Consider the following 20,073-nt stretch of genomic DNA (forward strand, 5'->3'; position numbering starts at 1 on the left):
GCCGGTAGCGTCAGCAGCCCAATCAAAGCCAACGCGCCCACCACGAAACCAGCCTCAGACGAGAAGTCTGAGCGCCCAGCCTTCTGCAAGAATCGCTTTCTTTTGGTTACTTTTCTTTTCGAGAAAAGAAAAGTGACACTTACATGTGCCCGAACGGGCTACCAAGCCCGCGCCGCTAGGCCCACAGAGACAGGCGCACTTGCATGCGCCTGAAGGACCAAAAAGGCCCGAGCCCTCTTTGAGACTTTGAGTCTTAGTCTTTAAGACTTCGCCTTTGAAGTTAAGATTCTGAGTAAAAATCTAAGACTTATCCMATCTCAAAAATCTCCAAAACCGACCCCGTCCTCTTAACCGTAGCCAACACAATATTAGAATTAATCGCCATCACCCCCGGYGCCTTATGCAAGCGGTTGACAACAAATTCGGAATAATGCTCAAGGTTCCGCGCCCGCACGGTCAGCACATAGTTGGATGGGCCGGACACGATCCGCGCGGTCACCACCTCCGGCCAGCCGTTCAGGGCCTGCACGAAGTTTTCGTGCCAGCGCTCCACGTCGGTGCGCATCGATACCTGGACCAGCGCCTCGAATTCCATGCCCAGCGCCTTGGCGTCGAGCACGCAGCGGTAGCCGGCAATCACGCCGGCCTCTTCCAGTAGCTTCACCCGCCGGAAGCATGCCGAGGCGGACAGGTTCACGGCCTCGGCCAGTTCCTGGTTCGTGGTTTTTCCGTCGCGGGTCAGGTGGCGCAGGATGCGGACATCGATCAGGTCAAGTTTCATTCTGAATATTTAACCGAAAAATCGGTCTTGTACGAAATAAATGCAGCGCAAGATGATTTAATTCGGTAATAACTCGAAGAAAATTAGATTATCTGTTTGTTAATATACCTCTCCCTGGACGCAAAAGCACTGGCTGGCATGCGGTGCCACGTATCAGGCAGGCTCTTTCGCCGCGAGGCGCGCGGAGCCGGAAAAACAAAAAGAGAGGAGACGCATCGATGAAGACATTCTGCCCCCCGCTGCTGGCGGGCATGCTCGTCACGGGCAGCGCCTGCGCACAGGGCTCGGCCACGCTCTACGGAATCGTCGACCAGAGCGTGCGCTTCACCACCCACGCCAACGCCGCCGACGACCACGACATCGGGCAGGCCAACGGCGCCGTGACCAACAGCCGCTTCGGCCTGCGCGGCGAGGAAACGCTGGGCGCCGGCCTCAAGGCCATCTTCCGCCTGGAAAACGGCTTCGACCCGCAGACCGGCCGCGCCAACCAGAGCGGACGGCTGTTCGGCMGCTACGCCTACGTCGGCCTGTCCGGCAGCCTCGGCACGCTGCGGCTCGGCCGCCAGTCCACMGAGGGCTTTAACCTGTTCGGCGACTTCGACCCGCTCGGCATCGCCAACTACATCGCAAACTACTGGCCGTACTTCATCACCGTGGGCCGCGTCGACAACGCCGTCAGCTATGACGGCAGCTTCGGCGGCCTCAACGTGGGCGCGAGCTACGGCTTCGGCGAGCAGCCCGGCAGCGTGGGCCGCAATGCGTACTGGGGCGCGCGTGCCGCCTACACCTTCGGCGGCGTCAGCGTGGGCGGCGTCTACCAGGAGACGCGCGACGCCGCCAGCAACACGCAGCGCATGTGGGGCGCGGCCGCGCGCTACGCGGTGGGCGCCGGCAAGTATTTCCTCGGCTATCTCGGCGGCAGGGACGCCACCGGCTCGCTCGATGCGGCGCTCAACGATGCCTCCCGCACCGTCGGCTATGGCACGTTCACGGCCAACCCGCGCAGGGACGACACCGTCTACGCCGGCCTGACCTGTCAGGTGATGCCGGCGCTGGCGCTGACCGCCGTCTTCTACCACGACCGCATCCGCAACGCCAACGGCATCGCCGGCAACGGTGGCCGGCGCTACGCGGGCGTGATGCTGGCCGAGTACGCGCTGTCGCGGCGCACGCAGTTGTACGGCACGGTGGACCACAACGTCGTCAGCGGCGGCGCCGCCACCGAGCTGCCCGGGCGCGGCAACCAGACCGGCGTGGCGCTCGGCATCCGCCACATCTTCTGAGCCGCGGCGTCCCGCATCCCCCAGCCCCCGGTTCCGGGGACCATGCGGCCCGCGCCGGACGAGGCAACAGCCAGGCCTCGCGCCGGCGCGGCCGGCMACCCGAAGGAGACAAGCCATGACCAATCCCCCGCAGCAGTTCCAGCAGATCGTCGAGCGCGAGAAGGGGCTGCGGCGCAGCCTCAGCGCCAGCCAGATGACCATGATCGCCATCGGCGGCGCGGTCGGCACCGGCCTGTTCCTCGGCAGCGGCTTCGCCATCGGCTTTGCCGGCCCGAGCGTGCTGGTGAGCTACGCCATCGGCGCGTTCATCGCGCTGCTGCTGATGGGCTGCCTGGCCGAGATGACGGTCGCGCACCCCACCTCCGGCTCGTTCGGCGCCTATGCCGAGCACTACATCGGCCCGCTGGCCGGCTTCCTGGTGCGCTATGCCTACTGGGCCTGCATCGTGCTGGCGGTCGGGGCGGAGGTCACGGCCACCGCGCTCTACATGAAGTACTGGTTCCCGGCGGTGCCGGGGTGGTTCTGGATCGTGTCGTTCTCGGGCGCGCTGGTGCTGGTCAACGCGCTGAGCGTCGATATCTTCGGCGCGGTCGAGTACTGGTTCTCGGTCATCAAGATCGCCGCCATCGTCGGCTTCATCCTGCTCGGCGCCTACGTGGTCTTCGGCGCGCCGACGCTGGTCGGCGGCGGCGCGCAGCAGGCCGGCTTCCATCACTACACCGCGCACGGCGGCTTTTTTCCCAACGGCATCCGGGGCACGTGGATAGCCGTCATCGTCTCCATCTTCAGTTACCTGAGCATCGAGATGATCGCCGTGGCCGCCGGCGAGGCGCAGGACCCGGAGCGCGCGGTCATGCGCGCGTTCCGCTCCACCATGGTGCGGCTGGTGCTGTTCTACCTGCTCACGCTCGCGCTGATGCTGGCCATCCTGCCGTGGACGGCCGCCGGCCATGACCAGAGCCCCTTCGTCAAGGTGATGGAAGCCATCCGCATCCCGGGCGCGGCCGGCGTGATCAACTTCGTGGTGCTGGTGGCCGCGCTGTCGGCCATGAACAGCCAGCTCTACATCACCACGCGCATGATGTTCAGCCTCTCGCGCGCGGGCTACGCGCCGCGGCAACTGGGCCAGCTCAGCGCGCGCGGCGTGCCGCTGCCGGCGCTGCTGCTGTCCACCGGCGGCATCGGCATCGCCACGCTGGTGAGCATCGTTTATCCGGATGCTTCGTTCACCATCATGATGGCCGTGTCGATGTTCGGCGCGCTGTTCACGTGGATGATGATCTTTATCACCCACTACTACTTCCGCCGCGCGTGGCGGGCCCGGGGCGACGCGCCGCTGCGCTTTCGCATGTGGGGCTTTCCGGTGCTCACGCTGCTGGGCGCGGGGCTGATGCTGGCCGTCATGCTCACCACGGCGTTCACGCAGGCGTTCCGCATGACGCTGGTGTTCGGCGTGCCATTCCTGGTGGCGCTGACGGTGGCTTACTTCGGCTGGTTCAAGGCGCGTGCGGCAGCCGCGGCGGCGGCGCAGGGCGAGGAGGTGGCCTGAGCCGGCGCGCTCAGGCTGCGCCGTCCGTGGCGGACTGCGCATAGCCGCCGCGCGGCCGCGTCGGCAGCCACAGCAGCCACGCGGTCACGGCCGCCGCGCAGGCCAGCAGGGCAACCGAGGCGAAGGGGCGCTCGCGCAAGAACCACGCCGTGGCGCCCAGCGACGGCCACATGGTGCCGATGGCCAGCCACTTGGCGCGCAGCGGCACGCTGCGGTGCTGCTGCCAGTCGTGCACCAGCGGCCCCAGGCGCGGATGCGCCAGCAGCCGCGCATGAAAATGTTCCGAGCCGCGCGCGAAGCACGCCGCGGCCAGCAGCACGAACGGCGTGGTGGGCAACACCGGCAGGAAGATCCCGACGATGCCCAGCAGCAGGCTGAGCGCGCCGAGCGCCACGAACAGCGCGCGCAGCACCCGCTCGCGGCGGCTGCGCGCAGCGGAGCCGGCGTTGGCGCTTGCGGGCGGCGCCGTATTCAGACCGCCAGCCCCAGGCGCGCGCGCGCCTCGTTGTACTCCGCCTTCATGCGCGCCACGATTTCGCCGGCGGTGGGGATGTCGTGGATCTGGCCCACGCCCTGGCCAGCGCCCCACACATCCTTCCAGGCCTTCGCCTTCGAAGCGCCGCTGGAAAAGTCCATCTTGCTCTTGTCCGCCAGCGGCAGGTTCTCCGGATCCAGCCCGGACGCCAGGATGCTTTCGCGGATGTAGTTGCCGTGCACGCCGGTGAACAGGTTGGTGTAGATGATGTCTGCCGCGGCCGAGGTGGTGATCGATTGCTTGTAGGTCTCGCTCGCGTGCGCTTCCTGCGAGGCGATGAAGCGCGTGCCCACGTACGCGAAGTCCGCGCCCATGGCCTGCGCGGCCAGCACCGATTCGCCGGTGGCGATGGAGCCCGACAGCGCGATCACGCCGTCGAAGATCTTGCGCACCTCGCCCACCAGCGCGAACGGCGACAGCGTGCCCGCGTGGCCACCGGCGCCGGCGGCCACCAGGATCAGGCCATCCACGCCGGCCTCGATGGCCTTCTCCGCGTGGCGGATGCTGATGACGTCGTGCAGCACGATGCCGCCGTAGCTGTGCACCGCGTCGATCATTTCCTTGGGCGGCGCGCGCAGCGACGTGATGAAGATGGGCACCTTGTGGTCCACGCACACCTTGATGTCGTGCTCCAGCCGCGCGTTGGACGCATGCACGATCTGGTTCACCGCGATCGGGCCCACCGCCGCGCCCGGGTTGGCCGCGCGGAAGCTGGCCAGATCCTCCTGCATCTGCGTCAGCCAGTCGCCCAGCATCTCCGCCGGGCGCGCGTTCAGCGCGGGGAAGGAACCGACGATACCCGCCTTGCACTGCGCCAGCACCAGTTCGGGGTAGCTGACGATGAACATCGGCGAGGAAATGACGGGCAGCGACAGGTTCTGCAGAACCGGGGGCAGTTGTTTGGCGGCGGGCATGGCGTCTCCTGAACCACGGCGGGCGCCGCATGGGGCGCCCTGGATATGAACGAGCGTTCGATTATAGGGAGTTCGGGGTGCTTTCGGCGTGGCTGGTATTAGAGGAAGTCTACGGCGAAGCGGGGGCGGGCGTTAAGTCAGTATGGGTGCCGCCACGCACCGTGTATTGCATCCAGGCGTACAGGTTCCGTCGCCATTGTTTCCTTTACAGAACAGTGTATTGACGAATCTAGGGTTTTCCCTTGGTTCCAGGCGGCGTACATTGCGTGAACCGCCTGGCTTCCGCTCAGCGTCTCCGGCAAGAGAGCCGCCGGAGCCAGGCAGCCGCGTCGACCCGGTCGGCGCGCCGTCCCCAGCCAGCAGTCAGCCGTAGCAGCAAAGGAGTGCATTATGAGTTCCATTCTCGAAGCCCTGTTCGCAAGGCATGTCGGCGACCCCGAGCACATCGTCAGCGCGCTCAACCATCAGGAAATCGTTGTCGCCCTGTCGGCGCTGGTCGCGGAGCAGCGCGTCGCCGTGCTGCACATGCTCTACCCGCGCACCGACGCCCGCACCCACCGCAGMCTCGACGCGCTCGTCAGCGCGCTGCACGGGCACGGGCTGCACCAGGTCGCGGACCTGGTTTCGCAGGAAGCGCACTACCTGGTGTTCCGCGATCCGTCCAAGGCGTGGAAGGCACTCCAGGAAATCCGCCACGACTCACTGGCCATCGGCGTGCATCTCTACTACAAGGGTGCCACCGGCGACGCCGCGGAGCGCGAGCTGGACGTGGACGCGCATCAGAAGGCCGCGGCCAAGCCGCGCACGGCTGTGGACGCTGTCGGGAGTTGAGTCGCGAGCCACGCCCTCGGGGGAGGGCGGCCTGGCCTGTTGGGGCGGCCCGCGACAGACGTCATGATGTCGCGCTTGTCCATGGGCTCGGCAAAGCGGTAATTCGATTGCGATCCGCATAAGCGCGCGATCGGCCGGTACGGGCCGATCGCAGCCGTCTGACAGCATCGCCCCACTACCCGCATCCCGGCCTTTTCGAGCGTCTGCCTCGAAAGAAGAGGCCCCGCAAGTTCAAATCCCCGAGGGATCCCTGAGGGGCCATTCCGTTCTTGTAAGGTCCATGAGCCGGCCGCTGCTATCGGCCGGCTTCAACCGCTGGCCCGTGTCCTCTTGCAGCCGACCCGCGGAAGCGGCGTGGCTGGCGAGCCGCGCTCAGGCTGCCGCAAGACCGCCGTCGATCAGATAGATCGCGATCGAGAACGTCACGAGAGACATGACCGTGCTGGTGAGGATGGACGTTGCCGCTTCGCTCCGATAGGCGCCGGCTTCGTTGGCGAACATGGCCGGAATCGTCGCGGACGGCAGCGCGCACAGCAGGATCATCTGTTGAGCGTAGAGACCCTTGACCGAAAGCAGAATGGTTGCGCCAATCATCAGGGCCGGGTGCACGAGCAGCTTGAGTCCCATGTTCACCCACACCTCGCTGGAAAGATTCAGCCGCACGGAGGACATGATCAGGCCGAGGCAGAACAGCGAAACGCCGGGCGTTGCCTTGCCGAGCAGATTGAGCGATTCGGCCGCTACCGGCGGGAGCTTGACCGCGAACAGGGAGAGCAGGATGCCGATGGCGGGCGCCCACATGAGCGGCCGGCGGACGGCGCCCGATACGCTCGCAACGAAGGCCTTGGCGCCGCTGCCTTTGCCACTGGCGACCGTGAGCAGCATCGTGGTCAGCGGAATCATCACGAGGCTTGCGACCAGGTTGAGCACCAGTACGGAATACAGGCTGCTGGGGCCGAACATGGCCTGCAGGATYGGGATGCCCATGAAGGCAGCGTCCGGGTAGCCGACCACGAAGCCCTTCAGCGTGGCGGCCTTGAGCTCGCGATAGCGAAACCAGCCGAGCGCGAACGCCACGGCGTACATCCCCATGATGCCGATGAACGTTGCGACGACGAACCGGAAATCCAGCAACTGCGAACGCGGCGTGCCGGCCATGCCGACCAGCAGCAGGGCGGGGAAGATCCAGTTGAGAACCAGGCGGCTGATGACGAGACTATCCGAATGGTTGAGCTTGCCGCGTTTGCCCGCGAGAAATCCGAGCACGATGACAAACGCAACCGGCAGCAGGGGCCCTGCGATACGGTCCAGCATGATGACACTCCTTGGATTTGGCATCCGTACCGTCAGGTCTGTTCCTTCGCCCGGCACGCGATCGCCTTTGATGCACGGCGCCTCTTGCGCGCCGTGCCTTCATGCATGGCCTGATCAGGCCACCCGGTAGTCGCGGATCACTTCCGCGCTGGGCTCGATGCCGAGACCCGCACCTTGCGGCACGGCGAACGCACCGTTCTTCGGGATGATGGCGTCGCCGTAGAGCTGTGCCTCGAGGTCGAAATAGCGCCATTCGACGAGCGCATCGGGACCGCCCAGCGCGGCGCTTGCGTGCACACTGGCGAGCAGGCCGGGACCATCGTAGAACGTGTGGACCATCACCGTGACATTGTTGGCATTGGCCAGGGCGTACACCTTCTTCAATTCGGTCAGGCCGCCCATCTTCGCCGGGCTCGGCTGGATGAAGTCGACAGCCTTGGCTTCGAACAGATGCTGGAAGTCCATCAACGTCGAGGCGTTCTCGCCGGCGGCGACGGGGATGCGGCCTTCCTGCCTGACGCGCGCGAGCCCGGCATAGTTTTCCGGCGGCCAGACCGGCTCTTCGAGCCATCGCAGGTTGAAAGGCCGAAGCTTTTCCGCCATGTCGAGCGCTTCGCGGACCGTCCACGGACAGTTGACGTCGAGCGTGATGTCGACGTCGTCACCGGCCGTCTCGCGCGCCGCGCGGACGCTCTCGACATCGATCTCGTGCAGCTTGAGATGGCGAAATCCGTCGTTCAGCGCGCGCGCCACGTTTTCCCTGACGAGATCCGGGTCGGAGTACCGGGTCAGGCTGGCATAGGCCCGCAGCGAGGTGGCGCTACTGCCTCCGAGCAATTGGTAGACCGGCTTTCCCGCGACMTTGCCTGCGATGTCCCATAGCGCGATGTCGATGGCGGAAAGGCTGTGGATGAAGGCGCCACTGCGCCCGAATACATGGAACTTCTTTTGCAGGTCGAGCATCAGCTTCTCGAGCTGCGAGGCATCCCGGCCGATGATTTCGGGCGCGAGAATCGTGTCGATCACGACCTTGGCCGGAGGAACCGCCATGAAGCCGAACGTCTCGCCCCAGCCGACCACGCCCGTATCGGTCGTGACCTTGACGACCAGCGAGTCAGCGGTCTGCAATCCGCTTTTGCCCCACACGGCGTCATCTGATCGGCCCCMCGCCGTGAAGGGAATGCGCAGGGGTATCGTCTCGATGTTTGCAATCTTCATGATGTTTCCTTCCTGGTGTGCAGTCCGGCATGCTMGCCGTGTGATGGCGGACTCTGCGAGTCCAGCCAGTGAAACGAGCCGCTGTCGTCCTGGATGCCGCCTGGCGCCGCCCGGGGATTGCTCGTTACCCTTGGGCACCAATCTAGGCGCATCGCCGTCGAACTCGCATACCCGCCAAGGCGAATCAGTCTTGCGCGGCAGGAACAAATCAGGTGCACAGCTTCATCAGCCGGCGCGACTCCCAATTTCCCGCGCGCTGGTTCGAAGTGKACAAAGCGCTGCCTGGCGGTTGCCCCTGAAATCGCCATTGCCTGCACGGGCAGGGCGGTGCTCCCCGGCGTGCCGCCAGGCGTCGCCGCTGGCACCTCGCGCACCACCGCGGCGCAGCCAGGGCATGCAGGCGCGCAGGATATGTGCTGCTGTCAGAACGGCGGGATGCCGGCGCGGCACGACACGGAGCCGGTCGGTCGTGTGGACGCACCTATCCGCCGGGGCGTCGGGGAGGGAGAAATGGGGGGCGGCCTCGGCGCTCGCACGGAGGCGGTGGCCGGATCATCGGCGCGCGAAGGGCCAATGCCCGAGCGGACATGGCTCGCGATCGCGATCCTCAAAGAAATTCCTTCTTGATGTCGATGCTCGAGCGCTGGCCAACATGATCGTAGTTTTCCTTGATCCATGCCTCGGCCTCGGTCCTCCCCTTGTCGCGCAGGGAGCAAAGGAAGTCCCAGTCGGCGTTGTACTTGCTCGACGCACCGAGGGCGCTCATGGTCTCGTCAGACCTGATCGAGTGGATCAGCATTTCCTTCATCTCGCTTCGATTGACCTTGCCTTGCTGGATCAGCGAAGTCACGAAGGCAATCGCGCGCATCTCCCGCATGAGCGATGAGTTGAAGCTCACTTCATTGACGCGATTGAGGATGTCGACGGCGGTGGTCGGCACGCCAGGGCGCACGATCGGATTGATGTGGACAATCACGACGTCGCTTGTATTGCAGTGATAGATCAGCGGAAAAATTGCCGGGTTGCCGACATAGCCGCCATCCCAGAAGTACTCGCCGTCTATCGGCACAGCCTGAAACAGGGTGGGCGGACAGGCCGAAGCCAGCACGGCCTCGATGCAAATGTCCGTGCTTGAAAAAATGCGTATCCTGCTGGTCTCGACATTGGTCGCGCACAGATAAAGCTGTATCGGGCATTGCTTGCGCAGCACCGCGAAGTCGACCTGTTGCTCGAGGACATCCCGCAGCGGATTGCTGTTGCTGGGATTGAACTGGTATGGCGACAGAATCCGGAGAACGATGTCCGCCATCGCGTAAAGGGGCGAGTAGTTCAGTCCAAAGCTATGGGTTCCCTTTAGCCAGGGCATCCAGCGGAACGGGCTGTGCTTCTTTGCCGATTGCGCGATCGCGAGCCAGAATTCGTGGAGCGCCTCGCGCGCCCGGTCGTGCCCGCCCTGCAGCAAGCCGTGGGCGAGCACGGTGGCATTCATCGCGCCCGCACTCGTCGCACTGATKCCTTCGATGGTGAATCTCCCATCCGCGAGCAAGCGGTCGAGGACTCCCCACGTGAACGCACCATGCATCCCGCCGCCCTGCAAAGCGAGCGCGATTGGCTTTTGTTCGCCGTTACCGGTCGGCTTACGGATACTCCCGGCCATCCCAAGGCTCCTTCGTGGCGTGGGGGAGCAGACCCGCCAGGTATCGGCTTGCGCGGGCGTAGCGCAAAGTATCGTAGCCAGCGCTTATTCAAGCGTTCGCCTGGCGGCCACCAGCGCGGATGGAGGCCCGCCAGACCAGGCTCTCATCAGTGCGTCGATGGACGGCACCCCCTGTCATGAAGTGTAGTAAAGATGTGATGCCTGAGTGGTGAGGCGGCGGGTCGATGGATGGCGTGCCGCCCGCACCGAGGCGTGCGCCGTGCCGGGTGGCGGCGATACGCGCATAAGTGCCTTGTCGGCAACGGCGCCACGACGACGCGGCGGTGACCGTGCTGGCGGGTCACCCCGTGCTAGGATGAACGCTCCCCAGCAGCCGCCCCAGGCCCATGACCACCCTCTACGCGACCCTCGGCGTGCAATCGGACGCCACCCTCGACGAGATCAAGCGTGCCTACCGCCGCGCCGCGATGAAGTGGCACCCCGACCGCAATCTTGGCCGCGAGGCGGAGGCGCACAAGGCGTTCCAGGAAATCCGCGATGCCTACGGCATTCTTTCCGATGCGGAGCAGCGCCGGATCTACGACGAGGTATTCGAGCAGGAGATGCAGCGCTGGCAGGCTGAACGCGAGGCGCAGGAAGAACAGGAGTGCGAGGCGCAACGCGAAGCCCAGCGCGTCGCGCAGGAACACTACGAGAAGATGGTCGCGATCGCGATGCGCTTTGCCGACGACGGACACAACCGCGAAGTCCTCTTCGGCGTGCTGCTCGGCCGTGACTGCGAGGCGGAGCTGGCGGCACGCATCGCGGACAGCGTATGGGCCTTGCAGGAGTCGCGGCGGGCAGGTGCGCCGGCCGCGGACGCGCCACACAGCGAAGCCGCCCCGACGCCTGCCGGCGCGGCGGCGTCAAATGCCGATGAGGCGACGCGGTCCAGGCGTCACCCCGGCACCTTCGATTCGTTCTGGCACGGCTTGTTCGGCCTGCGCTCGTAGCCGGGCTGGGGCATGTCGATGCCGAAGCGTCCTGGCAGATGAGCCGCCCTGAACAGCATCAGCCACGGGACCTCCTCACTTCCTATTTCTGGAGTGGCGACGCCATCCGCAGCCGGCGCGTGAGCGACATCGTGCTGTCAGGCACGGTCGACGTCCCCGTGCCCCCTGCACGTCTGCTTGCGGATTGGGCAAGGGAGATATCGTCACGCCTGATCCTGGAACCCGGGGATGTCGAAGCCATGCCCCTGGCACGAGCGCGGGCGCGCTGGCCGGACTACACGCGTTGCGTGCAGGCGGCGTCCGATTGGACGTGCGCGCTCGGACTACCCGGGGTGCTTGCCGCCAGTGACATCGCCCTCATGGCCTGCCGCGGCGCGAGGTACCACCATGACGGCGAGCAATATGGCGGCGCGGCCTTCTGCAACCTCTTCCTGAGCGAGGACAAGGGCCTGGACTTGCATTTCCCCTCTTTGGGACTGCGCATCCCCCTGAGCCGGGGCACGGTTGTGATATTCGATACTTGCCAGCCCCATGGCGTCATTCCACGCCACAGCAGCGGCTTCGACGTGGGCGACTTCCCGCCCGGCCACGACTGGGTCCAGCTATTCCTGACCTGGGAGCTTCCCATCGAGGATGCCGGTGTCGGGCACGCGCTCGAGGTTGACTTCGACATCTCTGCCTCGACCTCGCTGCAACTGAATGAAGAGCAGGTCTGGCTGAACGGTGCAAGGGCCGGTGTGTGCCAGGATTCTGGCCGGTGGTGCCTGGCCGGCTGATCGTCAGGGTCACGCCGCGCTTTGTCGCGGAGGGCGGACAAGGAGCGGGCCGGCGCGACATTCTCCCAAGGGAACCGGCCTGCCCGCGCAGCCTGTGCCGGGGATGCGCGAACAGGGGAATCACTCGGGCTGGATGCCGGCGTCCTGGATGATCTTCGACCAGCGATTGGCCTCGCCGTCGAAGAACTTCTTGTGCCCGGCCGGCGAAAGGCGGTCGTMGCTGACGACCGTGACGCCGAGCGCTTCTTCGCGCTTGATGAGCGCCGCGTCCTTCAGCGCGGCGCGCAGGGCCGTGTTGAGCTTTGCCAGTACCGCTGGCGGCGTCCCGCGCGGTGCGTAGAGGCCATGCCAGACGGTGAAGTTGAAACCCGCCAGCCCTCCTTCGCTGAGGGTCGGAATGCTTGCCAGCGCGGGCACAGATGATCGCTGTGCGCTGGTCACACCGTAGGCCTTCACCTTCCTGGCCTCGATCTGGGGTGTGCTGTTCGTGGCTTGCTCGCACATCAGGTCGACCTGGCCGCCCATGATGTCGGACATGGCGGGAGCCGTGCCTTTGTAAGGCACAGAGGTCATATTGCTCTTGAGCGCGCTTTGCAGCATGAGGCCGCACAGATGGGAGGCGGAACCCGCTCCGGCATTGGCGAGGTTCAGCTTTGCGCCATTCTCCGCGATGAACTTGCGGAGATCGGGTAGCGCATTCGGCGGCAGGTTTGGCCTGCCAATCAGGGTCGAGGGCGCCTCGTTGATCAGACCGAGAAACTCCAGGTCGGCCGTCTTGTAGCCCAGCTTCTTGTAAAGCGACGGCGCCGTGGCCAGGCCTATGTGATGTACCAGCAGCGTGTACCCGTCCGGCGTGGCGCGCGCAACGCGCGCTGTACCGATCGTTCCCCCCGCGCCGGCTGTGTTCTCGACCAGGACCGTCTGCCCCAGGGTCTTGCGCAATGCCTCTGCCACATCGCGAGCGATCTTGTCGCTCGGGCCGCCGGCGACGAACGGGACAACCAGTGTGACAGGCTTMGCCGGGTACTCGGCGTACGCGGGACCCGGGGCGGCAAGTGCACCGCCGGCAAGACAAAGGGTGACGGCATAGGAAGCCGCTTGCTTGTTCGACATGGTTGTCTCCGTTGTATGTTTCTTGCCCTGGCTATGCCGCTCAGGCCGACAGTTCCTGCATCACGCGATAGAGGTCGGACTTGGCTTCGAAGCCGATGCCTGGCAGGTCCGGCATGGTGAGATAGCCCTGTTCGACCTTGACGCCATCGGGAAAGCCGCCGAACGGCTGGAACAGGTCCGGGTAGCTCTCGTTGCCGCCGAGGCCCAGGCCGGCGGCGATGTTCAGCGACATCTGATGGCCACCGTGCGGGATGCAGCGGCTGGCCGACCAGCCATGCTGCTTGAGCATGTCGAGGGTCCGGAGGTACTCGACCAGGCCGTAGCTCAGTGCGCAATCGAACTGGAGGTAGTCGCGGTCCGGGCGCATGCCGCCGTAGCGGATCAGGTTGCGGGCGTCCTGCATCGAGAAGAGATCCTCGCCGGTTGCCATCGGGTTGGCGTAGTAGTTGCGCAGGGTCGCCTGCAGTTCGAAGTCTAGCKGGTCGCCCGGCTCTTCGTACCAGAACAGGTCGTACTGCGAAAGCGCCTTGGCGTACTCGATCGCGGTGTCGAGGCCGAAGCGGCCATTGGCGTCGACCGCCAGCTTCTGGCCATCCTGCAGGACGCTCAGGATCGAATCGATGCGACGCAGATCCTCGTCGAGCGATGCGCCGCCGATCTTCTTCTTGACGACCGTGTAGCCACGATCGATGTAGCTGCGCATTTCGTCCTTGAGCTTGTCGTGGTCCTGGCCGGGATAGTAGTAACCGCCGGCTGCATACACGAAGACCTTGCGATCGGGCGTACCGTTGCCGTAGCGATCCGCCAGCAACTGGAACAGTGGCTTTCCTTCGATCTTTGCCACGGCATCCCAGACGGCCATGTCGATGGTGCCGATCGCCACGGAACGCTCTCCGTGGCCGCCCGGCTTCTCGTTCGTGAACATCGTGTCCCAGATCTTGTGGGGGTCCAGGTTGTCGCCGGTGGCGTCGATGAGTGATTCCGGATCGGCTTCCATCAGGCGCGGGATGAAGCGCTCGCGCATCAGCTTGCCCTGGCCATAGCGGCCGTTCGAATTGAAGCCGTAGCCAACCACGGGCTTGCCGTCCCGGATCACGTCGGTGATCACGGCGACGAGGCTCAGCGTCATCTTGCTGAAGTCGATATAGGCGTTGCGGATGGGCKAGCTGATGGGGAGGGTCTTTTCGCGGATTTCGACGATTCTCATGCTGTGTCTCCTGGCGCGCTGGMGCTACGGTGCGTGGGGTGTGGGAATCGGTAGCTTAGTGGCTGGAGCGTGAACTAAAATTGAATCAAATTAATTTGATTATTCACTTTGAGTGAAAACTGACCTCGCCTCCGAACTGGAGTTCTTCGTGCTGGTGGCGCGTCACGGCAACCTGTCGGCCGCGGCGCGCGAACTCGACCTGACGCCGCCGGCGGCGACAAAGCGGCTGGCGCTCATGGAGGGCCGGCTGGGCGTGCGCCTGGTCAACCGCACGACACGCAGCATCAGCCTGACCAACGAAGGCGAAACCTACCTCGCCTATGCGACGCGGATCCTCGCGGACCTTCGTGAAATGGAAGATGCCGTATCGAGCAGCGGAGCCGAGCCTCGCGGTCTCCTGCGTGTCAACGCCACGCTGGGCTTCGGTCGCACCACCATTGCGCCGCTCGTCTCCGATTTCGCCAGGCGCTATCCCAACGTMGAAGTGCAGTTGGAGGTCACTGACAGGCCCGTGGACCTGGTCGAGAGCGGGTTCKATCTCGCGATCCGGTTCGGGGCCTTGCCCGACAATCGCTTGAACGCCAGGCGGATCATGTCGAACCGCCGGTTTCTTTGCGCGTCACCGGTCTATCTCGACAAGTTCGGGACGCCGACGACGCTCGCCGAACTGGTAAGCCACCGTTGCATCATCCACAGGCAGAACGACGGCGCCCACGGCGTCTGGCGGTTTCTGCACAAGCGGCAGAGTGAAGTGGTGAAGGTTGACGGCGCGCTGTCCAGCAATGACGGCGATATCGTGCTCGGCTGGGCGCTCGATGGCCATGGAATCCTGATACGGTCCGAGTGKGATCTGGCGAAGTATCTGGAAAGCGGAAGGTTGAGGGTGGTATTGCCCGATTTCGCGCTGCCGTCGGCCGATCTCTTTGTCTACTACCCGCAACGTCGAAATCAGACCGCCCGTGCAAGGACGTTCATCGACTTCCTGGTGGCGCAGTTTCAAAAGCCCGCGATGGCAAGCGAATCACGCAAGAAAGGCKGGTAGCCCTGCCATGCGGCCCGCAAGCGCCTGCTCGCTTGCCGAAGTTGACGTCGACGGGAATCGAGGGCTACCTTTGCGAGAACCCGGACAGGTTGGGCGATTCCTGGCTGACCGGACCTGCGGACCCGCGGACCCGCGGACCCGCGGACCTGCATATGGCGGAGCATGAATGAAGACGTTGCTGATCATCTACCACACGATGACCGGGGGAACACAGCAGATGGCCGAGGCGGCAGCCGGCGCGGCGCGCACCCAGTCGGGCGTCGCGGTCAGGCTGCAGCGTGCGTCCGAGACCGGCCCGGACGATGTGCTGGCGGCCGACGGCTACCTGTTCGCGACGCCGGAAAACCTGGCTTCGATGTCCGGGCTGATGAAGGACTTCTTCGATCGCTGCTACTACGCGGCGCTTGACCAGGTGAACGGCCGCCCGTACGCGGCCATGATCTGCGCCGGCAGCGACGGGCAGAACGCACTGCGTCAGGTCGAACGCATCGCCACCGGATGGCGGCTCAACTGCGTGGCGCCAGGCCTGATCGTCTGTACCCATGCACAGACGCCCKAACGCATTCTGGCGCGCAAGGAAATAAGCGCCGATGATCTCGCTCGCTGTGCCGAGCTCGGCGCCGGACTGGCGGCCGGCATCGCGCTGGGCGTGTTCTGACGTGGCCGCGGACGATCGCGCAAGCCCGGGCATATCGTCGGGATGGCGTGGCAAATCCATCGGGGACTTGGCCGGCTACCTGTAGCGCGCAACGCTCTCCTGCAGGATCGCGATAAATGCCTGCGTCGCCGGTGACCGCGTGCGCCCGGCCAGCGTGACGACGCCATACGGCGACCACATGTCATCGAAGCCCAGCACGGCGAGCCTGCGCGCCGTTCCCGCGGCGCATTCGGCCTTCATCATCTCGCTGGGCACGAGACCCACCGCTTCGGTTTCCAGCACCAGCGAGCGAACGGTCAGCAACTGGTCGCAAGCCACCGTCAGCAGATCGCGAGCAGTGCCGGGGACCTGTTCGTCMAGGCGCTGGCGAAGCATCGCGGCGATTCTCTTCGGCAGATGCGGGCCGGCGACCGGATAGCCCAGCAGGTCTTGCAGCGCCACTGCCGACTTGCGCGCCAGCGGATGGCCTGCGCGCACGAAGAAGCCGGTTTCGATCGGCGGCAAGTCTTCGACGAGCAACTGAGGACGCTTGTCGATGCTGGTGCTCTCCCCAAGGAAAACATCCAGCTCCTCCGCTTCGATCCGCTCGCCCAATGCGCGCGCCTCATCGATCTCGACGTCCACGCGCAGGCCGGGATAGCGGCCTAGCAGCATGGCAAGCACAGGGTCCAGCAGAAACGACGCGGCAAGTGCGCCGAAACCTACGCGAATATGGCCGCGGGTCAGATCCTGCATCATTTCCAGGTCGCGCTTCATCTCGCGGGCTTCGCGCAGCATGCGCCGCGCGCGCTCCAGCACGACCAGGCCCTCGGCGGTCAGCGCGGCACGCCCGTAGGCCCGGTCGATCAGCATCTTGCCCAGCTCGCTTTCGAGGGCCTGGATGCTGCGCGTCAAGGCAGGCTGCGACAGGTGCAGTTCGTCCGCCGCCCTGGCAAAGCTGCCGGCCTCGATCAGGGTGACAAAGTGCTGGTACTTCCTCAGGGCCATGAAATTAAGTTTTTACGCATGGAAAACTGAAAAATATTGCATTTGACGATAGGTTGCAATGCTTCCAGTATGGGACAGCTTCACTGAGTTTCGCCCCGCAAATCCTGGAGTCAACCTATGACAGCACATACCGAGCCGCATGCCGGCACAGACATGACCGATGCGGAGTGGCGCACCCGCGTGGACCTGGCGGCCTGCTATCGGCTGGTCGCGCATTTCCGCTGGGACGACCTAATCTTCACCCACATCTCCGCGCGCGTGCCCGGCGCGCCTCAGCACTTCCTGATCAACCCCTACGGGCTGATGTTCGAGGAGATCACKGCTTCCAGTCTGGTGAAGGTGGACCACGGCGGCGCGCCGGTCGGGCCGACCGAGCACCTGGTGAATCCGGCCGGCTTTCTGATCCACAGCGCAGTCCACGAGGCGCGGCCCGATGTGCAGTGCGTGCTGCACACCCATACGCTGCACGGCATTGCCGTCTCGGCGCAGCGCGAGGGATTGCTGCCGATCTCCCAGCAATCGATGTTTCCGCTCAGCGCGCTCGCGTATCACGACTACGAAGGCCTGGCACTGCGAGACGCCGAGCGCGCGCGGCTGGTGGCGKACCTGGGCACAGCMAGCAACATGATCCTGCGCAACCATGGCTTGCTGACATGCGGCAGCACCATCGCCGAAGCCTTCCTGGCCATGTACACGCTGGAGACCGCATGCCGCGTGCAGATCCTGGCGCAAAGCGGCGGCACCAGCCTGACCCACGTGCCGGCATCCATCCTCGAAGGCATGGCCGGGCAGGCAAAGGAGGTCACCAAGGGCCAGGGCGCCGGCCTGGTCTGGCCCGGGCTGCTGCGACGCCTGGACCGCATCGATCCCTCGTTCAGGACCTGAACATGGGCATCCTGGTTCTGATCCATCCATCGCTGTCCGCGCCACTGGCCGATGCACTGCGCAAGGCTGCGCCCGACATTCCCGTGTGGACAAGCGCGGCGCAAGCCCCCGTGCCGGAAGTCGAGTGCATCATGGCGTGGAGCCTGCAAGACGGCGTCGCCTCGTCGTACCCCGCTCTCAAGCTGATCAGCGCGCCGAGCGCCGGCGTGGACAAGCTGCTCTCGGCGACAGACCTTGCGCCCGGCATGCCGGTCACCCGCGTGGTCGACCCGCGCCAGCCGCTGGAGATCGCCCAGTACGTGCTGGCGGTGACATTGCGCCATACGCGCGAACTGCCTTGCTATGAAGCCCAGCAGTTGCGGGTCGAATGGCACCGGCATCCGGTTCGCCCGGCGCAGAAGACGCGGGTGGGCGTCCTCGGTCTCGGGCAGATCGGGCAGGCGGTGGCACGCGCCATGCACGGCGCGGCGTTTCATGTGGCCGGCTGGAGCCGGAGCAGGAAAGCCTTGCCGGGTATCGCCACCTTTGCCGGCGAGAGCGAACTCGGGACGCTGCTGTCGCAGAGCGATATCCTGGTCTGCACGCTGCCGCTGACCGCCGACACCCATGAGATCCTGGATCGCAGGCGACTGTCGCAGCTGCCGCAAGGCGCATACCTGGTCAACGTGGGGCGCGGCGAGCATCTGGTGGAGTCCGATCTCATCGCGCTGCTGGACAGCGGGCATCTGGCGGGCGCGGCGCTCGACGTCTACCGTGCCGAGCCGCTGCCCGCGGACTCCGCGCTCTRGCGCCACCCTCGCATCCTGGCCACGCCGCATATMGCCGCCCAGGCCTCGTTCGATCTCGTCGCGCAGCAGTGCGTGGAGAACGTGCGTCGGGTCAGGAGCGGCCTGGCCGTGTTGAACGAAGTCGATCGCGCACGGGGGTACTAGTTCAGGGGAGCCCCTTCGCCATGCGCTCGGGATTGACCAGCCGGTCGTAGTCTTCCMCGCTCAGCAGGCCCAGTTGCATCGCCGCGGCGCGCGGCGTGATGCCGAGCGCGATGGCGGTGCGGGTAATCTGCGCGGCACGGTCGTAGCCAATGACCGGATTCAGTGCGGTCACGGCGAGCAGCGCACCCTCCACGTTGGCGGCCAGCTTCTCCTGGTTCACCTCGAGTCCCGCGACCAGCTTTTCGGCCAGCAGGCGGGCACTGTCCGACAGGATGCGGATCGACTGCAGCACGTTGTGGATCAGCACCGGCTTGGCGACATTCAGTTCGAAGTTGCCGGATGCGCCCGCCATGGTGACCGCGACGTGATTGCCCATGACCTGGATGGCCGCTTGCACGGCCACCTCCGCGATGGTCGGATTGCGCTTGCCCGGCATGATCGACGACGTCAGGCCATCATCCGGAATCGTCAGTTCTCCCAGGCCGCAGCGCGGTCCCGACCCCATCCAGCGCAGGTCGTTGGCGATCTTGGTCAGGGAGGTGGCCATGACGTTGAGTACGCCGGAGAGTTCGACCAGCGCATCGTGCGCGGACATGCCCTCCACCTTGCAGGGGCTGGGGCGGAACGCCAGGCCGGCGAGCCGGCCGGCTTCCTCGCAGAACGCCTGGTCGAATCCCGCGGGTGCATTGAGGCCGGTGCCCGCCGCCGTGCCGCCCTGCGGCAATTCCAGCAGGCGCGGCAGCACGCTGTCGAGCCGCGCGAGACCATTGGCGGCCTGCGCGGCGAATCCCTCGAACGCCTGGCCCATGCGCATCGGCACGGCGTCCATCAGGTGCGTGCGGGCCACCTTGATCACGTCCGCGAAGGCATGGGCGCGGTCCAGGAGCGCATCGCGCAGGCAGGCGAAGGCCGGCTGCAGCCGGTCTCTGACTTCCAGCGCCGCGACCATCTGCATCACGCTCGGGAAGCTATCGTTGGAGGACTGCGAGGCGTTGACATGGTCGTTGGGATGGATGGGCGACTTGGTACCCAGCGGCTGGCCCAGCAACTCGTTGGCGCGATTCGCGATCACTTCGTTCGCGTTCATATTGGTCTGGGTGCCGGAGCCGGTCTGCCAGATGGTGAGCGGGAAGTGCGTGTCGAAGCGGCCGTCGCGCAGTTCCCCGGCGGCCGCGACGATGCTCTGCGCCAGCCCCGCGTCCAGCGCCGCGCAGCGCACGTTGGCGCGCGCCGCCGCCATCTTGTGCAGGCCGAAGGCGCGGATCAGGCAGGCCGGGAAGCGTTCCTCGCCCACCGTGAACAGGCCGAGGGCGCGTTGCGTCTGCGCGCCCCAGTAGCGGTCTGCGGGAATGTCCACCGGACCGAAGGCGTCGTGCTCGACTCGGGTCATGGTCATCGT

The 20,073-nt window shown here is 65.4% G+C and carries 19 protein-coding genes; 9 read left to right on the top strand and 10 right to left on the bottom strand.

All coding sequences use genetic code 11. From position 1 onward, the window contains the following. Window positions 1–307: 307 nt before the first annotated feature. Window positions 308–781 (bottom strand): Lrp/AsnC family transcriptional regulator, encoded by a 474-nt coding sequence (locus tag AC1DKV_RS30505; protein ID WP_477138705.1) that lies wholly within the window; start codon window positions 779–781, stop codon window positions 308–310. Window positions 782–999: 218 nt separating this feature from the next. On the opposite strand from AC1DKV_RS30505, the gene AC1DKV_RS30510 reads away from it, so the two are divergent. Next, on the top strand, window positions 1,000–2,064 hold the full coding sequence (locus AC1DKV_RS30510; RefSeq protein ID WP_477138706.1) for a porin: 1,065 nt from the start codon (window positions 1,000–1,002) through the stop codon (window positions 2,062–2,064). 115 nt (window positions 2,065–2,179) lie between these two features. Next, on the top strand, window positions 2,180–3,613 hold the full coding sequence (locus AC1DKV_RS30515) for an amino acid permease (protein WP_441650157.1): 1,434 nt from the start codon (window positions 2,180–2,182) through the stop codon (window positions 3,611–3,613). Window positions 3,614–3,623: 10 nt separating this feature from the next. On the opposite strand, the gene AC1DKV_RS30520 is transcribed toward AC1DKV_RS30515, so the two are convergent. Next, window positions 3,624–4,025 (bottom strand): YbaN family protein, encoded by a 402-nt coding sequence (locus AC1DKV_RS30520; RefSeq protein WP_441650158.1) that lies wholly within the window; start codon window positions 4,023–4,025, stop codon window positions 3,624–3,626. 59 nt (window positions 4,026–4,084) lie between these two features. Further along, a complete protein-coding gene (locus tag AC1DKV_RS30525; RefSeq protein ID WP_441613814.1) occupies window positions 4,085–5,062 on the bottom strand; it encodes an NAD(P)H-dependent flavin oxidoreductase in 978 nt (325 codons plus the stop codon). 390 nt (window positions 5,063–5,452) lie between these two features. Between AC1DKV_RS30525 and AC1DKV_RS30530 the strand changes: the two genes are divergently transcribed. Next, window positions 5,453–5,893, top strand: coding sequence for a hypothetical protein (locus tag AC1DKV_RS30530; protein WP_477138707.1), 441 nt, complete (start codon window positions 5,453–5,455; stop codon window positions 5,891–5,893). A 372-nt stretch (window positions 5,894–6,265) separates the two neighbouring features. On the opposite strand, the gene AC1DKV_RS30535 is transcribed toward AC1DKV_RS30530, so the two are convergent. The 3 genes from AC1DKV_RS30535 to AC1DKV_RS30545 all read right to left on the bottom strand — a co-directional run bounded on the left by AC1DKV_RS30535 (window position 6,266) and on the right by AC1DKV_RS30545 (window position 10,082). After that, window positions 6,266–7,264: an AEC family transporter gene (locus AC1DKV_RS30535; protein WP_477138708.1), complete on the bottom strand. Its 999-nt coding sequence runs from the start codon at window positions 7,262–7,264 to the stop codon at window positions 6,266–6,268. A gap of 57 nt (window positions 7,265–7,321) precedes the next feature. Continuing rightward, window positions 7,322–8,425, bottom strand: a complete 1,104-nt coding sequence (locus tag AC1DKV_RS30540; protein WP_477138727.1) for a mandelate racemase/muconate lactonizing enzyme family protein — start codon at window positions 8,423–8,425, stop codon at window positions 7,322–7,324. A gap of 607 nt (window positions 8,426–9,032) precedes the next feature. Continuing rightward, a complete protein-coding gene (locus AC1DKV_RS30545) occupies window positions 9,033–10,082 on the bottom strand; it encodes a patatin-like phospholipase family protein (protein WP_441650159.1) in 1,050 nt (349 codons plus the stop codon). 386 nt (window positions 10,083–10,468) lie between these two features. On the opposite strand from AC1DKV_RS30545, the gene AC1DKV_RS30550 reads away from it, so the two are divergent. After that, window positions 10,469–11,074, top strand: coding sequence for a J domain-containing protein (locus AC1DKV_RS30550; protein ID WP_441613809.1), 606 nt, complete (start codon window positions 10,469–10,471; stop codon window positions 11,072–11,074). A gap of 38 nt (window positions 11,075–11,112) precedes the next feature. After that, complete coding sequence (locus tag AC1DKV_RS30555; protein ID WP_441613808.1) at window positions 11,113–11,850, top strand: hypothetical protein; 738 nt, start codon at window positions 11,113–11,115, stop codon at window positions 11,848–11,850. A gap of 120 nt (window positions 11,851–11,970) precedes the next feature. On the opposite strand, the gene AC1DKV_RS30560 is transcribed toward AC1DKV_RS30555, so the two are convergent. Both AC1DKV_RS30560 and AC1DKV_RS30565 read right to left on the bottom strand, forming a co-directional pair. Next, a complete protein-coding gene (locus tag AC1DKV_RS30560; RefSeq protein WP_477138709.1) occupies window positions 11,971–12,963 on the bottom strand; it encodes a tripartite tricarboxylate transporter substrate-binding protein in 993 nt (330 codons plus the stop codon). Window positions 12,964–13,003: 40 nt separating this feature from the next. Further along, on the bottom strand, window positions 13,004–14,170 hold the full coding sequence (locus AC1DKV_RS30565) for a mandelate racemase/muconate lactonizing enzyme family protein (RefSeq protein WP_477138710.1): 1,167 nt from the start codon (window positions 14,168–14,170) through the stop codon (window positions 13,004–13,006). A 112-nt stretch (window positions 14,171–14,282) separates the two neighbouring features. Between AC1DKV_RS30565 and AC1DKV_RS30570 the strand changes: the two genes are divergently transcribed. Continuing rightward, a complete protein-coding gene (locus AC1DKV_RS30570; protein WP_477138711.1) occupies window positions 14,283–15,212 on the top strand; it encodes a LysR substrate-binding domain-containing protein in 930 nt (309 codons plus the stop codon). Between the two features lie 166 nt (window positions 15,213–15,378). Continuing rightward, on the top strand, window positions 15,379–15,870 hold the full coding sequence (locus AC1DKV_RS30575; RefSeq protein WP_477138712.1) for a flavodoxin family protein: 492 nt from the start codon (window positions 15,379–15,381) through the stop codon (window positions 15,868–15,870). Window positions 15,871–15,945: 75 nt separating this feature from the next. On the opposite strand, the gene AC1DKV_RS30580 is transcribed toward AC1DKV_RS30575, so the two are convergent. Beyond that, entirely contained in the window at window positions 15,946–16,857 is a 912-nt protein-coding gene (locus AC1DKV_RS30580; RefSeq protein WP_441650162.1) for a LysR family transcriptional regulator, read from the bottom strand. Between the two features lie 117 nt (window positions 16,858–16,974). Between AC1DKV_RS30580 and AC1DKV_RS30585 the strand changes: the two genes are divergently transcribed. Both AC1DKV_RS30585 and AC1DKV_RS30590 read left to right on the top strand, forming a co-directional pair. Further along, a complete protein-coding gene (locus AC1DKV_RS30585; protein WP_477138713.1) occupies window positions 16,975–17,742 on the top strand; it encodes a class II aldolase/adducin family protein in 768 nt (255 codons plus the stop codon). A gap of 2 nt (window positions 17,743–17,744) precedes the next feature. Beyond that, window positions 17,745–18,674 carry a 2-hydroxyacid dehydrogenase gene (locus tag AC1DKV_RS30590; RefSeq protein WP_477138714.1) on the top strand — a complete coding sequence of 310 codons (930 nt, stop codon included), beginning with the start codon at window positions 17,745–17,747 and terminating at the stop codon, window positions 18,672–18,674. 1 nt (window position 18,675) lies between these two features. On the opposite strand, the gene AC1DKV_RS30595 is transcribed toward AC1DKV_RS30590, so the two are convergent. After that, window positions 18,676–20,070, bottom strand: a complete 1,395-nt coding sequence (locus AC1DKV_RS30595) for a class II fumarate hydratase (protein WP_477138715.1) — start codon at window positions 20,068–20,070, stop codon at window positions 18,676–18,678. Between the last annotated feature and the right edge of the window lie 3 nt (window positions 20,071–20,073).

Source organism: Cupriavidus sp. 05T41 (genome assembly GCF_056396525.1).

Bases quoted from the DNA above. Each gene is read 5' to 3' on its own strand.
- AC1DKV_RS30515 (WP_441650157.1), top strand. From the start codon at position 2,180: ATGACCAATCCCCCGCAGCAGTTCCAGCAGATCGTCGAGCGCGAGAAG.
- AC1DKV_RS30525 (WP_441613814.1), bottom strand. From the start codon at position 5,062: ATGCCCGCCGCCAAACAACTGCCCCCGGTTCTGCAGAACCTGTCGCTG.
- AC1DKV_RS30550 (WP_441613809.1), top strand. From the start codon at position 10,469: ATGACCACCCTCTACGCGACCCTCGGCGTGCAATCGGACGCCACCCTC.
- AC1DKV_RS30555 (WP_441613808.1), top strand. From the start codon at position 11,113: ATGAGCCGCCCTGAACAGCATCAGCCACGGGACCTCCTCACTTCCTAT.